This window comes from Pseudomonas sp. GOM7 (assembly GCF_026723825.1).
Classification (GTDB): Bacteria; Pseudomonadota; Gammaproteobacteria; order Pseudomonadales; family Pseudomonadaceae; genus Aquipseudomonas.
Map to the genome: position 1 here is coordinate 3,810,349 of NZ_CP113519.1, position 15,244 is coordinate 3,825,592.

At 62.1% G+C, this 15,244-nt stretch carries 12 protein-coding genes and 1 tRNA gene; 6 read left to right on the plus strand and 7 right to left on the minus strand.

Annotated elements, in window-relative coordinates; translation table 11 throughout:
• Positions 1-100: 100 nt before the first annotated feature.
• The 4 genes from nadA to OU800_RS16740 form a co-directional block, all read right to left on the minus strand.
• Positions 101-1,159: a quinolinate synthase NadA gene (gene nadA, locus OU800_RS16725; RefSeq protein ID WP_268178455.1), complete on the minus strand. Its 1,059-nt coding sequence runs from the start codon at positions 1,157-1,159 to the stop codon at positions 101-103.
• A gap of 150 nt (positions 1,160-1,309) precedes the next feature.
• Positions 1,310-4,381 carry a MexW/MexI family multidrug efflux RND transporter permease subunit gene (locus OU800_RS16730; RefSeq protein WP_268178456.1) on the minus strand — a complete coding sequence of 1,024 codons (3,072 nt, stop codon included), beginning with the start codon at positions 4,379-4,381 and terminating at the stop codon, positions 1,310-1,312.
• On the minus strand, positions 4,378-5,472 hold the full coding sequence (locus tag OU800_RS16735) for an efflux RND transporter periplasmic adaptor subunit (RefSeq protein ID WP_268178457.1): 1,095 nt from the start codon (positions 5,470-5,472) through the stop codon (positions 4,378-4,380). The genes OU800_RS16730 and OU800_RS16735 overlap by 4 nt, the downstream gene beginning before the upstream one ends.
• A gap of 79 nt (positions 5,473-5,551) precedes the next feature.
• Positions 5,552-6,025 carry a DMT family transporter gene (locus OU800_RS16740; RefSeq protein WP_268178458.1) on the minus strand — a complete coding sequence of 158 codons (474 nt, stop codon included), beginning with the start codon at positions 6,023-6,025 and terminating at the stop codon, positions 5,552-5,554.
• A 96-nt stretch (positions 6,026-6,121) separates the two neighbouring features.
• Here OU800_RS16740 and OU800_RS16745 point away from each other — a divergent pair, with 96 nt between their 5' ends.
• The 6 genes from OU800_RS16745 to ribD all read left to right on the plus strand — a co-directional run bounded on the left by OU800_RS16745 (position 6,122) and on the right by ribD (position 12,860).
• Positions 6,122-7,030, plus strand: coding sequence for a LysR family transcriptional regulator (locus tag OU800_RS16745; protein ID WP_268178459.1), 909 nt, complete (start codon positions 6,122-6,124; stop codon positions 7,028-7,030).
• Positions 7,031-7,460: 430 nt separating this feature from the next.
• Positions 7,461-8,198 carry a class I SAM-dependent methyltransferase gene (locus OU800_RS16750; RefSeq protein WP_268178460.1) on the plus strand — a complete coding sequence of 246 codons (738 nt, stop codon included), beginning with the start codon at positions 7,461-7,463 and terminating at the stop codon, positions 8,196-8,198.
• Positions 8,199-8,298: 100 nt separating this feature from the next.
• On the plus strand, positions 8,299-9,249 hold the full coding sequence (locus tag OU800_RS16755) for a formylglycine-generating enzyme family protein (RefSeq protein ID WP_268178461.1): 951 nt from the start codon (positions 8,299-8,301) through the stop codon (positions 9,247-9,249).
• A 46-nt stretch (positions 9,250-9,295) separates the two neighbouring features.
• On the plus strand, positions 9,296-9,901 hold the full coding sequence (ribA, locus tag OU800_RS16760; protein ID WP_074675557.1) for a GTP cyclohydrolase II: 606 nt from the start codon (positions 9,296-9,298) through the stop codon (positions 9,899-9,901).
• Positions 9,902-9,919: 18 nt separating this feature from the next.
• Positions 9,920-11,608 carry a WD40 repeat domain-containing protein gene (locus tag OU800_RS16765; protein WP_268178462.1) on the plus strand — a complete coding sequence of 563 codons (1,689 nt, stop codon included), beginning with the start codon at positions 9,920-9,922 and terminating at the stop codon, positions 11,606-11,608.
• A 115-nt stretch (positions 11,609-11,723) separates the two neighbouring features.
• The gene (gene ribD, locus OU800_RS16770) at positions 11,724-12,860 is read left to right on the plus strand and encodes a bifunctional diaminohydroxyphosphoribosylaminopyrimidine deaminase/5-amino-6-(5-phosphoribosylamino)uracil reductase RibD (protein WP_268178463.1); all 1,137 of its coding nucleotides are present in this window, start codon (positions 11,724-11,726) and stop codon (positions 12,858-12,860) included.
• Positions 12,861-12,954: 94 nt separating this feature from the next.
• Here the strand turns inward: ribD and OU800_RS16775 are convergent.
• From OU800_RS16775 to queE, 3 genes are all read right to left on the minus strand, one after another.
• A tRNA-Lys gene (locus OU800_RS16775) sits at positions 12,955-13,030 on the minus strand.
• A 58-nt stretch (positions 13,031-13,088) separates the two neighbouring features.
• Positions 13,089-13,763: a 7-cyano-7-deazaguanine synthase QueC gene (gene queC, locus OU800_RS16780; RefSeq protein ID WP_268178464.1), complete on the minus strand. Its 675-nt coding sequence runs from the start codon at positions 13,761-13,763 to the stop codon at positions 13,089-13,091.
• Between the two features lie 2 nt (positions 13,764-13,765).
• Positions 13,766-14,413 (minus strand): 7-carboxy-7-deazaguanine synthase QueE, encoded by a 648-nt coding sequence (queE, locus tag OU800_RS16785; RefSeq protein WP_268178465.1) that lies wholly within the window; start codon positions 14,411-14,413, stop codon positions 13,766-13,768.
• Between the last annotated feature and the right edge of the window lie 831 nt (positions 14,414-15,244).

The following is a 15,244-nucleotide window of genomic DNA, read 5'->3' on the forward strand; positions in this document are numbered from 1 at the left end:
CCGGGCTACGTGTTTGCCTCCCCTCTCCCATAAATGGGAGAGGGAGCAGTTTTTCAACGGCCTGCTACAGCTCGTGGCTTGAAGCTTGTCGCTGCTCCTCTCAGGCGTTGCCGGCCACCTTGAGCCTGGCGGCCTGGGTAAAGTCGAGCATGCGCTTGAGCGGCTTGATCGCCTTGGGGATCAGCGCCGGATCCACCTGAATCTCGCCAGTGCCTTCACGCAGCCCGGTCAGCACACGCTCCAGGGTATTCATCGCCATCCAGGGGCAATGCGCGCAACTGCGGCATGCCGCGCCGTTACCCGCAGTGGGCGCTTCGATGAAGGTCTTGTCCGGGCATAACTGCTGCATCTTGTAGAAGATGCCGCGATCGGTGGCGACGATGAAGGTGGAATTGGGCAGGGTCTGCGCCGCCTTGATCAACTGGCTGGTGGAGCCCACCGCGTCGGCCAGCTCCACAACGCTCTGCGGCGACTCCGGGTGCACCAGGATGGCGGCGTCCGGATAGAGTGCCTTCATGTCCATGAGCTGCTTGGACTTGAACTCCTCATGCACGATGCAGGCCCCGTCCCACAGCAGCATGTCGGCGCCAGTCTCGCGCTGGATGTAATTGCCCAGGTGCTTATCCGGTGCCCAGATGAGGGTCTCGCCGTTGTCCATCAGGCTTTCGACGATCTCCAGGGCGCAACTGGAGGTCACCACCCAGTCGGCGCGCGCCTTTACCGCTGCCGAGGTGTTGGCGTAGACCACCACAGTGCGCTCCGGGTGCTGGTCGCAGAAAGCCGAGAACTCGTCCACCGGGCAGCCCAGATCCAGCGAGCAGGTCGCCTCCAGGGTCGGCATCAGCACGCGCTTTTCCGGATTGAGGATCTTCGCCGTCTCGCCCATGAATTTGACTCCGGCCACCATCACGGTCTGCGCCGGGTGCTGGTTGCCGAAGCGGGCCATTTCCAAGGAGTCGGCAACGCAACCGCCGGTTTCCTCGGCCAGGGCCTGGATCACTGGATCGCAGTAATAGTGCGCCACCAGCACCGCGTTCTGTTTCTTCAGTTCGGCGGCGATCTCGCGGCGATAGACAGCCTCCTCCTCGGCCGTCAGCGGCTTGGGCTGCTTGGCATCGAGATGGGCTTGAACGAGGAGACGTTCGGAAATCTGCGTCATTTCATCAGGCTCTGATTGTTGTCCGGCGCGCCGAGTATACCTTCCCAAGAACCCCGGAAAGAACGAGCTGACCAACGAATCAGAGGAAAGTCGGCTTATGCCAAGGCGCCAAGCGAGGTCGTGGGTGGTCGCCAGACGCCTGGCAGTGCCTCATTGCGTTACATGCTTCAACTCGACGGTTCTTGGATCGAGTTCCAGCGCCCGATGATCTCGGGCCAGCAAGCTGTAGGCCGTGGGCAGGATGAACAGGGTGAAGGCGGTACCCACGAGCATTCCGCAGACGATCACCAGCCCCAGGCCCTGCCGGCTGTGCGCGCCAGCCCCGCTGGCGAACAGCAGCGGGATGAGGCCCACCACCATCGCCGCGGTGGTCATCAGGATCGGGCGCAGGCGAATGCGCGCAGCACGCAGTATGGCGGCGTGGCGGTCGAGCCCTTCCCTGACCTGTATCTCGTTGGCGAAGACCACCATGAGAATACCGTGCTTGCTGATCAGGCCGATCAGGGTGACCAGACCGATCTGGGTGTAGATGTTCAACGTCGCCAGCCCCAGGGCCAGGGGAATCAGCGCACCGCAGATCGACAAGGGCACGGTGAACAGGATGATCAAGGGGTCCACCAGGCTCTCGTACTGGGCGGCCAGCACCAGATAAATGACGATCACCGCCAGACCAAAGGCTAATACCAGGGTATTGCCTTCCTGGACGTACTGCCGTGAATCGGCCTGCCAGTCCAGGGTGAAGCCGACCGGCAGATCGGCACTGGCCTTCTCCAGGAAATCCACGCACTGACCGAGGCTGACCCCGGGTGCGGGAATGGCCTGCAGCGTGGCCGAGTTCTGCTGGTTGAACTGGGTCAGTTTGTTGGGGTCGATCTTCTCCTCCACCTGCACCAGGGAGGACAACGGCACCAGTCGCCCTTCGCGGCTACGCACGTATTGTTGCCCGAGGGCTTCGGCGCTCATGCGCATTTCGCGGGTGCCCTGCGGGATGACGTCATAGGAGCGCCCCTGAAAGCCAAAGCGATTGACGTAGTTCTCGCCGACCAGCACGGCCAGGGACTGGCCGATGTCGCTCATGCGCACGCCGATGGCATTGGCCTTGTCACGGTCGACACGCAGGCGCAGCACCGGATTGTTGAAGTCAAGGTCGCTGTCCACCGCAGCGAACAGGCCGCTTTCACGGGCCTTGCGCTTCAGCGTCTCCATGCTGTCATACAGCGTGCGGTAATCCTGCGAGGTGCGCAGCACCAGTTGCACCGGCATGCCACCCGTGGAACCCGGCAAGGGCGGCAACTGGAAGACGAAGATGCTGGTGCCTTCCACCGCACCGACCTTCTGCTGAAGCTCGGCCTGAATCGCCGAGGCGTCGCGCTCGCGCTCATCCCAGGCAGACAGGTTGATACCGCCGAAACTGGTGGCCGGCCCGTCGGTGCCATTGATGATCCAGCGGCTGGTGGTTTCCGGCAGTTCCTGGAAAACCTCGTCGAGCTTGAGGGAAAACAGTTCGCTATAGGCCAGGTTGGCGTACTGCGGCGCCTTGATGGCGGCGAGGATGCTCGCCTGATCCTCCACGGGCGCCAGTTCGCGCTGCGACTGCTGGTAGAGCAAGGGCAGGCTGACCAGCACGATCACGGCGACCACCAGGGAAATACCTCGATGCGCCAGCGAGCGCTCCAACAGGTTGCCATAGCGCTGCGCGAGCGACTCGAAGAAGCGGTTCGCGGCCTGCGCCACGCGGCTCTCATGATCGTTGCGCAGCAGCATGGAGGCCATCACCGGCGAAAGCGTCAGAGCCACGATACCGGAGATCAGCACGGCGCCGGCCAGGCTCAGGGCGAATTCGCGAAACAGCGCACCGGTGAGCCCACCCATGAAGGCAATCGGGGCGTATACCGCAGCCAGGGTCAGGGTCATGGCGATCACCGGCCCGGCCACTTCCCGCGCGCCGAGCAGGGCCGCGACCACAGCCGATTTGCCTTCGGCCATGTGCCGATGGGTGTTTTCCACCACGACAATGGCATCGTCCACCACCAGACCAATGGCCAGCACCATCGCCAGCAGGGTCAGCAGGTTGATGCTGAAGCCGAAGGCCAGCATCAGCCCGGCGGCACCAAGCATCGACAGGGGGATGGCCATGATCGGAATGAGCACCGTGCGAAACGAGCCGAGGCAGAAGTAGATGACCACCACGACGATCAACAGCGCCTCGATCAGGGTGTGCATGACCTCATTGATGGAGGCCTGGATGAAGCGCGCGGTCTCGAATGCCAGCTCGACCTCGACGCCGGGCGGCAGCGTCTTGCGGATTTCCGGCAAATGCTGCTTGATCCCCTCGACTATCACCAGCGGGTTGCCGCGCGGTGCCGCGAACACCCCCAGGTGAACCGCCGGCTGGGCGTCCATCAAGGCGCTGGTTTCGCTGGCAGCCGCGCCCAACTCGACGGTCCCCACGTCCTTGATCCGCACCAGGCCACGTGCATCGCTGTGTATCACCATCTCCCGGAACTGCTCGACGCTGGTCAGATCGGTATCCACTTCGATACCGGAAACCTGGTACTGACCTTTGACCTTCCCGGGCGCGGCCTGGTAGTTCTCCGCACGAATCGCCGCTGCCACTTCCTCGGCGGTGAGACCGCGCGCGGCCAGGCGCGCCGGGTCGAGCCAGAGGCGCATCGCCATGCGCTGGCCGCCGAAGATTTCCACCTTGGCCACGCCATCGATGGAGGAGAACATCGGCTCCACCACCCGCGACAGGTAATCGGTCAGCGCCGGGGCGGATAGATCCTTGCTCGAGAAGCCAACGTAGGCGACCGCGGTGGAGTCGCCACTGGAGCGTTCGATCACCGGGTCGTAGGCTTCTTCCGGCAGGCGGTAGCGTACCTGGTTGACCCGGGCCATGACCTCGGCCAGTGCCTGAGTCGAGTTCTGCCCCAGGCGCAGGCGCACGTCGATTGCGCTCTTGCCCTGAACCGAGGAGGAACTCAGGTAATCCACCCCTTCCACCGAGGCCAGCGCCTGGGCGATCGGTTGGGTGACGAAGCCTTGCATGAGCTCGGCCGGTGCCCCTGGGTATTCGGTGGTCACCCGGATGGTGGCATTTTCCAGCAAGGGGTATTGGCGGATCGGCAGATGCTCCAGCGCCAACACCCCCAGCAACAGAATAAGCGCGTTGACCACCAGCGACAGAACCGGCCGCGTGATGAACAGGTCGGTGAACTTCATGACCGCGTCCCCTGCCCGGCGGCAGCGGCCAGGCTGTCCTGGGGCAGCGCTTCCAGGGGCGTATCGTCGCTCAGCTTGTTCTGCCCGGAGACCACCACCTGATCGTCCGCCTGCAGCCCTTCGACGATCTCCACCCGGCCGTTCCACACGCCACCAGTGCGTACCGCCACGCGCTTGGCACGCAGCACGCCGTCCTGCTCGCGGGCGACGAACGCCATATCGCCATAGGCGGTCGCCACAACGGCGGTCTGCGGAACGCTCAGTGTCTTGCCACGGCTCGGGCGGCGTACCCGGGCATCGGCGAACATCCCGGAAGCAAGATGGTTGTCGCCCCCGTCCAGGCTGGCCTGGACGCGAATCATCCGCGCCTCGTCGAGGATCGGGTCGATGGCATTGATGCGCGCCTCGAAGATCTGATCCGGGCGTGCATGGAAGCGCAGCTCGACGCTTTGCCCCAGTTCGAGCTCGGTACGGGCCTGCTCGTCGAGCGAGAAGTTGACCCGCAGTTGGCGATTGTCGCTGAGGTTGGCGATGGGATCGCCAGGGTTGAGGTATTGCCCCAGGTGAACCTGGCGGATGCCCAGTTCGCCGCTGAATGGCGCACGGATGTTCTTCTGCGCGATCAGCGCGTTGACCTGATCCAGTTCCCCTCTGGCCGCATCACGGTCGGCGCGGGCCTGGTCGAGTTGCTCGCGGGTGGCCGCACCACCGGGCGCCAGTCTGGAAATGCGTTGCAGACGCTGCTCGGCATTGCGCAGCACGGCCTCCAGGCGTCGTCTTTGCGCCTTCTCCGGCTCGTCATTGAGGCTGATCAACAGTTGCCCGGCCTCGACGCGCTGCCCCGAGTCGAAATGCAGGGCGGCAACCCTGCCCGGCACTTCTGCGCTCACCTGCACCTGAGTGACGGCTTCCAGGGTACCGACACTGTTGTAGTAGCGCGGCATGTCCTGGCGCTCGACCCTGCTCAAGGCGACCTTCACCTTGGGCATGCTGTGCACCTCAGCCTCCTCGGCCTGCACCGGCCAAAGGCTCCAGGTCGCCAGCGAAGCCGCACTCAGTACGGCCACTGCAAGAGCGAGCGAGGTCTTCATCCTGTAAATCTCCCGCGTTTGACGATGCGTTGATGATGGTGTGCGCGACGAACGCCCAGTCGTTGGCTCCTGCCAGCCGCTAATGATTGGTGAACCACTGCACCATAAGCATGCCGGCGAAGATCAGCAGAACACCGCCGACACGGCCCAGATTGGCTTCCTTCACAGGCAGCCCCATCAGACCGAAGTGATCGATGAGCAAGGAGGTGAGCATCTGCCCCGCGATCACGCAGACGATGAAACCGGTCGCGCCAAGGCGCGGAGTCAGTATCAGCGCCGAGGTGATGTAGATGACCCCGGCGACGCCACCGAACCAGGCCCACAGAGGGAGCGCACCAGCCTGATTGAGCAATGGTGCGGGCGCCCTCATGGCCAGAATGACCGGCAGCACGACGAGCAGGCTGACCAGCAGCGAGGCCACGGTTGCCCACAAGGGATGGCCGAGTGCCCGTCCCAGCGCAGCGTTGCTGCCGGCCTGAAAGGGCACCAGGGCTCCGGCGATCAGGGCGGCCAGGGCCAGCGCTGCGCCAGCGAGAGAAAGCGGAGAAGACATGCGATCACTCCAAGTTCATGGGTTGTCCTGGGAAGAACTTTTACGTATTAATATCCTGAATGGAAATTCATATTTCTTTTAATGGATATTCTTCAAATGAATAAACTTAGGCGCATCGATCTCAACCTTCTGGTCACCCTGCACGCCTTGTTGCTGGAGAAACACATCTCACGGGCGGCCTTGCGCCTGCACAAGAGCCAGCCGGCGGTCAGTCACTCACTGGCCCATCTGCGCAAATTGTTCGATGACCCCCTGTTGGTTCGACGCTCAGGCAAGCTCGAGCTGACCACGCGGGCGAGCGAGTTGATGCAGCCGCTGACCGACTCCCTGGATCAACTGGGCGCCCTGCTCGATCCGCCACAGTTCGATCCCACCCGCGCGCAACGGGCATTTCGCCTGGCCATGTCGGATTACGGCGCACGCGTGCTGCTACCAGGCCTGACCCGCGCGCTACGCGCCATCGCCCCAGGCATCGACCTCGTCGTCAACCAGGCCAGCCGGGAGTCGATGCTGGCCGATGTGATCGATGGCGAAACGGATATGGCGCTCGGTGTATTTCCGGGGCAGAACTCGGGCAAGCTGCGCATGCGTACGCTGTTCGTCGAGCGCTTCGCCTGCCTGGCCGACTCGTCGACCCTGCCAGAAAGCGGCGTACTCGATCGCGAAGCCTGGCTGGCACGTCCGCACGTCCTGGTCGCCATGCGCTCGGGCGGTGACAACGAAATCGACCGCGCCCTGGCACGGGAAGGTTTGCACAGGCGCATCGCGATGATCCTGCCGCACTGGGGCGTGGCCAACGAGCTGATCGCCGGCACCGACCTGATTCTCACCGTGGCCCGGCGCAGCCTAGAGTCGGTTGAAGTGGATCCGCGACTGCGGGTGTTCGAGCCACCGCTGGCGATCGAGCCTTTCGACTTCGACCTGATCTGGCATCAACGTCGCGAAGGCGATCCCGCCCATTCGTGGTTGCGACAAATGATCATGCGCGTGGCGAATGATGGCTGAGTTGGGTATGGATATCGATTAAATAAAACCTTCATTTCCCATAAGCGCCGATCCTCGCTTTTTTGCCCAGGGCGGCCATCCATTACTGTTCTTTTATCGCAGTTCAGTGCTGCGCCCCACCCCGCGCTGCATATCGCGCGCTTTTATAAAGCAGCGCAACAGTCGATTAACTTGCGCATTACAAACGACGCTTGATTCGCCGCAAGAATATTCATGATGCAGCAAAAGAATTGGAACCCCCCAAAGAACTCCCCTATATCTATTCGCGTCGCGAATGATTTCGCTTCAATTAACTGCCTGCCAGAGATGTGAACTGACAATTACTTTGCCATTACACCCTGGCGCACCCTTACCTTGAATGTTTGCGCCCTGCTCTGTCAGTGCAAAACAAAGGCCCACTATTTCAATGCCATGACAAGAGATACTTGAGATGAAAAAGAAATCGACCTACGACTCGATCGGCGGACTCTTCGAGAACTTTACCGACACCGCTGCGCAACGTGCGGTTGAAGTACGCACGCTGATGCACATGGCAGGCGACGTGAAAGGCCAGAGTGTTCTGGATCTGGCCTGCGGCTATGGTTTCTTCGGCCGTGAACTGCTCAGGAAAGGCGCGAGCCGCGTGGTCGGCGTGGACATTTCGGAAAAGATGATCGACCTGGCTCGAGAAGAGTCGCGCAAGAACGGCGACACCATCGAGTTTCATGTACGTAACGTCTGCAACATGGAGTCGTTTGGCAAGTTCGACATGGTGATGGCGGCCTGGTTGTTCAATTACGCCGAATCTCTGGATGACATGAAAAAGATGTTCAAGGCCGTGGCCAACAACCTGAAACCTTCAGGGCGTCTGGTCGCCTATACGGTCGAACCGGACTTCCAACTGGCCAAGGGAAACTTCACCAATTACGGAGTCAATGTACTGACCGAAGAGCCGTGGGCGGAAGGTTTCCGTCATCAGGCCGAGTTCGTCACCACCCCACCCAGCCCCTTCACCTTCTTCCGCTGGAGCCGCGAAGACTATGAAGCGGCCATGGCCGACGCCGGACTTCGCGAAGTGCATTGGCAAAAGCCCATGCTCCTGGACAGCGATATCAAACGTTATACCCCGGGCTTCTGGGACATCTTCCAGGAAAACTGCCTACAGACCGGCTTGACCTGCCGGCTTTAAGCCATAGTCGTTGCCTGATATTCATTTAATAGAGAGCGATAAGATGGCAATGGAAAAGCATTTCCACTCACCTCCTTTCCTGGCGAAGGCGTCACCGGAATTGAGCGACCGGGCCTTGCTGGGACTTCCCGAGTCCTACACCGCCACGCGTGAACTGCATCTGCCAGAAGATCAATTGCGGGCCCTGGCCCAGCTCGACAGGCTGCGCCTGGTGGCACTGCTGGAAAGCCGAGACGAGCCACTGGCTCAGCGCTATCACGCCGGACGTCTACTCGCCCTATACGGCGACCCGCGCCTGGATCCCCTCACCCCACAGATGCTCGATGTGCCGGGCGGTGAGGTATGCATAGGCCTGGACACGGCCGAGCTGGATACGGTCATGGATAGATTGGCAGACCTCAATCTCGACCGCCAATGGATCGTCAAGGAGACGCCACGCCACCGCGTGCGGCTCGAACCCTACCGGATCGCCCGTTATCCGGTGACCAACCTGGAGTACCGAACCTTTCTGCAGGAAAGCGGCGAACAGCGCCTGCCGGACAACTGGTTCCTAGGGCGCTATCCAGCCGAGCAGGCCAATCACCCGGTCAGCGGCCTACGCGCGGAAGACGCCGATTGCTATGCCGCCTGGCTGGCAGAGACGACCGGCCGGCGTTTTCGTCTGCCCAGCGAAGCCGAGTGGGAGTATGCCGCCGCCGGCCCGCAGAACCTCGAATACCCCTGGGGACAGCAGTTCCTGGCAGACCATGCCAATACCGCCGAGGCCGGCCTGTTGCAGACCACGCCCGTGGGCCTGTTCGCCTGCGGCGCCTCCCCCTTCGGCTGCCTGGACATGGCCGGCAATGTCGAGGAGTACGTCGCCGACGATTACCGCCCATATCCGGGAGGGGAGCAGGTGAACGACGACCTGATCGCCGCCGTAGGGAACCATCGGGTCGCCCGCGGCGGGAGCTTTTCCCGTTTCCGTGATCTGGCGCGCGCCACACGGCGCCACGGAAAGTTTCCCAGACCCATCTACGTGATGGGCTTTCGCCTGGCCGAGAGCCTCTGAGCCTGGCAGCCAGCACATCCGCTACCTGTTTCCAGAGAGATTCGCTATGTGTGCATACCGTATAAGAAATTGCGTCGAAATCCCGATCCTGCCCAATGGCCATGTAGGAAAGTTCTTTTCCTTCGATGGGCTTGAATCCCCCGAAGAACATGTCGCCATCGTCATGGGTTCCCTGGAGCAGGAGTCACCTCTGGTCAGAGTGCACTCCGAATGCCTGACGGGCGATATTTTTGGCTCCCATCGCTGCGACTGCGGCGCCCAGTTGAACGAAGCCCTGGAGCGCATGAGCGAAGAAGGCGGCGTGCTGCTCTATCTACGCCAGGAAGGCCGGGGCATCGGGCTGTACGCCAAGCTGGCCGCCTACCGCCTACAGGACGGCGGGCTGGATACCTTCGAGGCCAATCGCCAACTGAGCTTCCCCGATGACGGCCGCGACTTCACCGTCGCGGCGCAGATGCTCGCGGCGCTGGGTGTCAAACGCTGCCGCCTGATGACCAACAACCCGGAAAAGGTCAAGGCGCTGCACGCCTTCGGCCTGCAGGTCGACGAGGTGATTCCCACGGGCATCTTCGTGACCGCGCACAACCGTAACTACCTGCTGGCCAAAGCCCAGAAGAAGAATCACGCCATCAAGCTCGATCTGCCGGTTTGACATACAAGGAGTTCTGCGATGAAACATTTTGCCCCCATCAGCGGCATCGCCAGTTTTCAGGAGCGCTACATCGCCACTGCTGGTTATGACAACCAGGTCATCCTGTGGGATGCCCAGACCAAGCAAGCCATCCACCGGGTCTTCCACGACCACCTCGCCAACCAGTGCGCCTTCAGCCCGGACGGCAAACTGCTGGTCAGCGCCAGCAGCGACTACAGTGCCCGCATCTGGGAAGTCCCGAGCATGCGCTTGAAAGCGGCGCTCATCGGCCATGAGGACGATGTCGAAATGGCTGTCTTCAACCCAGCCGGCGATACCGTCTCCACCTGCTCACGGGATCACACGATCCGTCTGTTCGATGTCGCCAGCGGCCAATGCCGTCATGTGCTGCGCGGCCACCAGGCCGATGTCATTTCGGTGAGCTGGGCAGCCGACGGCGCCAGCCTGGTTTCCAGCAGCGACGACGGCACCATTCGCCGCTGGGACGTCCAGCGCGGTGTCCAGATCGAGAGCATCGATCTGGGCGGAGTGGAAACCGATACCATCGCCCTGGCCAGCGACGGCACCATCTTCGCGGGTGACGATGAAGGACGCCTGACCATCATCGACAAGAGTGGCCAGCGTCGCCACCAGGCCCATGCCGCCGGGGTCAAGCGAGTCGTCTGGGACGACCGCAAGCGCTGGTTGATCAGCCTCAGCTACGATCGCTCGGTGGTGCTCTGGCATGCCCTCGGCAACGGTGAGCTAAGAAAGCTTGCCGAGAGCTCCCTGCCCAACATCATCTGGCCGCGTAGCTGCGCCTTCCTGGGCGAGCAGCGCATCGCCTTCGTCACCTTCGGTTCGTCCTACGGGGTATGGAACCATGTCAGCAACGAGTGGGAACTCGACGGTATCGAGCAGGCCATCAGCCTGAACGCCGTCGCCGTGCATCAAGGCAATACTTACGCCATCGGCGATGCCGGCCTGCTGCTGGTGAACGGCAAGCCAAGCACCCTGATCGGCAGCCTGTGCAATTTCCTCCTGCCCTTTGGCGACACCATTCTGACCGGTGGCCAGATGGGCCAGGTGTTCGATGCGGTGAGCGGCAAGATGATCTACCAGCACCGCTCGCCACTCAATTGCGGCACCGCCTTCATGCGCGCCGGTAAACCGCACGCGGCAATCGGTACCTATACCGGCGAGGCCCTGGTGTTTGCCTTCGATGACAAGGGCGAAGTGGCCTATCAGGGCGAGATCCTGATGCACGACAACGCGATCAAAGGCATATCCGCCGACGAGGAATACCTTTTCAGCGTTTGCGCCAATACGGCCGCCGCCTTCCATCGGATTTCCGACTTCACCGAGCATGCCTACAACGAGCTTGCCCATGAACGCATCTCCAATGCCTGCACCACCATCGAGGGTGGCTTCGCCAGCGTTGGACGGGATCTCAAGCTGCGTCTCTGGCGTGCCGGCAAGAGCGAGGTGTTCAAGACCCCGCACCTGCACTCGGTCAAATGCATCGCCGCTTCACCGGACCGCAAGCTGATCGCCACCGGCAGCTATGGTGGCACGGTGGCATTGTTCGACCTGGAAACGCAGCGCTGGATCACCCAGCGCAAACCCACCACCAGTGGCATCTCCTGCATCACCTACTCGCCGGAGACGGAAACCTTCATCGCCAGCTCCTACGACGGGCATCTGTACCCCATCGAGGCTCGGCCCTGAAATGCCACCAGCCTGCGGGGCGGCTTCGCCTCGCAGGCAGCAAAGGTCCTGCGCTGGCCTGCCAGCGCAGGCATGGATCATTGCAATGAATTTCACTGAAACGGATAGACGCTGCATGTCCCGCGCGCTGGAGCTGGCCAGCCGGGGACGTTACAGCACGCACCCCAACCCTCGAGTGGGCTGCGTCCTGGTGCACGAGGGGCGAATCGTCGGCGAAGGCTGGCACCAACGGGCAGGTGGCCCCCATGCGGAAGTCTTCGCCCTGCAACAGGCCGGCGCCGCTGCACAAGGCGCTACCGCTTACGTAACGCTCGAGCCATGCGCCCATCATGGGCGTACCCCACCCTGCTGCCTGGCCCTGATCGAGGCCGGTATCCGACGCGTCGTGGTGGCTTGCCAGGACCCCTTCCATAAGGTCGATGGCAATGGCCTGCGACTGCTGCGCGAGGCGGGTATCGAGGTGGACGTGGGTTTGCTGCGCGAAGAGGCGGAAGAGCTCAACCTGGGCTTTCTCTCCAACGCTCGGCGCGGTCGGCCCTGGGTGCGCCTGAAATATGGCATGAGCCTGGATGGACGTACCGCCCTGGCCGATGGTGAATCCAAATGGATCACCAGCGAGGCCTCCCGACATGACGTGCAGCTATGGCGACAAGCCAGCTCGGCCATTCTGACCAGCAGCGCAACCGTACTGGCGGACGACCCGCAACTGACCGTGCGCATCCCTTTCGATCATCCGGTACCGCCGGTGAAACGAATCGTGCTGGATCGCTGGTCGCGCGTCCCGGTGCAGGCCAGGGTCTTCGACACCCAGGCCCCGACCCTCGTCGCCCATCGTTACGACAACCCTCCCGCCACGGATCTGGCTGATCACGTCGAGCGCTTGCCGCTGCTGGCCAGGGATGACGAGAAGATGCTCTGGGAGTTGATGGAGGCGCTTGGCAACCGCTCCATCCACGACCTGTTCATCGAAGCGGGAGCTCGCCTGGGCGGAGCGCTGATCAGGGCCGGCCTGGTCGACGAGCTGCTGCTCTATGTAGCGCCACGCTTGCTGGGAGCCAATGCCAGGCCCTTGGTCGAAGGCCTGTCGCCAGATTCCCTCGCACTGGCCCCGGGCTTCGAGCTGTACGAATGCACGCAGCTCGGCGAGGACGTGAGGTTGCGTTTGCGTGCCAAGGCGCAGGGCATCGAACAGCACAGAGTACAGGCCTGGGTAGCCGCCGATGAAATCGGCTCGCTCAGGCAGGCAAGATGATTGGGAGGCGCAGAAACAAAAAAGTCCGCCTGCAAGGGCGGACTTCTCTGTGCTGGGACTAGCCAGTGAAAAGACTGGAAATCCCTGAAAAGGATGGTGGGTCGTGTAGGATTCGAACCTACGACCAATTGGTTAAAAGCCAACTGCTCTACCAACTGAGCTAACGACCCAAGGCGAGGCGCATGATACTGATTTAATTAAGGAAATCAACACTTCGCGAAAACTTTTTCAGCAGTAGCGGGTAGCATCGGGCACACCAGCAGCGGCGAACCCGGCGGCGCGTAGGCGACAACTGTCGCACTTGCCACAAGCGCGGCCATCCTCGTCGGCCTGGTAGCAGGAGACGGTCAACGCATAATCCACACCCAGACGCATGCCAGCCTGGATGATCTCGCCCTTGCTCATCTGCTGCAGGGGCGCGCGAATATTGAAGCCCTGCCCCTCCACGCCCGCCTTGGTGGCGAGGTTGGCCATGCTCTGGAAAGCCTCGACGAACTCCGGGCGGCAATCAGGGTAGCCCGAGTAATCCACCGCGTTGACGCCAATGAAGATATCGCGCGCCCCGAGCACCTCCGCCCACCCCAAGGCCAGAGCAAGGAACACCGTGTTACGGGCCGGCACGTAGGTAACCGGGATGCCCTCGCCTGGGGCTTCGGGCACCGCGATACTGGCATCGGTCAGCGCCGAGCCGCCGATACCGTTGAGGTTCAGGCCGATGACCTTGTGCTCGATCACGCCCAACTGCCTGGCCACACGCTCGGCCGCCTGCAGCTCGGCGCGATGACGCTGGCCATAGTCGAAACTCATGCTGTAGCAGGTGTAGCCTTCAGCCTTGGCCATGGCCACCACGGTGGCCGAATCCAGGCCACCGGAGAGGAGGATGACCGCTTTCTTCTCGTTCATGTTCAGTGTCCCGGCTCGTCGTTCCAGAGAATCTTGTGCAGTTGCAGTTGCAGGCGTACCGGCAGGTTGTCCGCCACTATCCAATCGGCCAGCGCGCGGGCATCGACCTGCTTGTGGCTGGGCGAGAACAGCACCTCACCGGCGCGCGCGGCCAGGTCGTGCTCGATCAGCTTGGAAACCGCCCAGTCGTAATCCTCGCGCGAGCAGATGACGAACTTGACCTGGTCGTTGCGCGTCAGCCACTGGATGTTCTCATAGCGGTTGCGCTGCATTTCGGCCGAGCCAGGTGTCTTCAGGTCGAGCACCTTGCTGACCCGTGGATCGACCGCCGACACGTCGAGCGCGCCGCTGGTTTCCAGCGACACCTCATAACCGGCCTCGCACAGGCGAGCGAGCAAGGGGATGCAATTGGGCTGGGCCAATGGCTCGCCGCCCGTGACGCAGACATAACGCGGCCGGTAGGCGGCCACTTGTTCGAGGATGCTATCGAGCGTGACGATCTCGCCGCCACTGAAGGCATAGGCGGTGTCACAGTACTGACAGCGCAGGGGACAGCCGGTCAGGCGCACGAATACCGTCGGCAAGCCGGCGGTACGCGTCTCCCCCTGCAACGAGTAGAAAATCTCGGTGATGCGCAGGGTTTCTTGCATGGTAGCCACGGGCGTGATGACGAAACAGGCCATCCGCCTCCGTTGCGTGGAAAGACAGGAACGTCGACAGATGCCAACGCTCGATGAGGCCAGGCGGCAAGGACATCAGCCGAGCTGAAACCCTGCCACGCAAGCAGCGGCACATTCTAATGGAAGTCGCCAAAACACGGACAAAAAATCATCGGGAGTGTTTTTAACGGGTTCTTCGCGGAGTCTCGGGAAAATCAGTATTGACACCGGACTGGTAATACGGTGTTTCGGAGGCTTGTTCCGGATTGCCGCGTTTTTGCTGATGTTTCTGGTTTCGCCCTCCCGGGCGAGTCACTTTGCGGGCAAAGTAACCAAAACCTCCGCCCGGTCATCCGGCCCTGGCTTCGCCAGGGTTCGCTCACTCCATCGCCGCTCCAGAGGCCCGCCGCGGTGGGCCATCCCTGCCCATCGCGGCTCTCGCGACATCCATGTCGCTCAACCTCTTCCACGGCGATTCCGTTCGCCCTCCTGGGCGGGCTCTGCACGCGCCTGAACCCGAGGTAACCCAGAAGTAGTGCGGAGTGCTTGAAAATGGGTCAGCCTTAGGGCTGGCCTGAATGCCGGCTGCAAGCCGGCAAGCTATCCAGGCGAATGAAACTGCGCGAATGAAACTATTGGTTTAATTCGACAGCCAAATCGCGGCTCCACAGCTACCAGAACACGCCGGGTATGCCCGGAGCCAATGTACGTTCAGGCGCGCTAACTCCCCCTTCAGGAGGCCGAACGTAGGCATTGCGCAGGGGGCGAGTGGCATGGATGCCACGAGATACCGATGGCGGCCCCGCGTAATGGGCCAGGGAT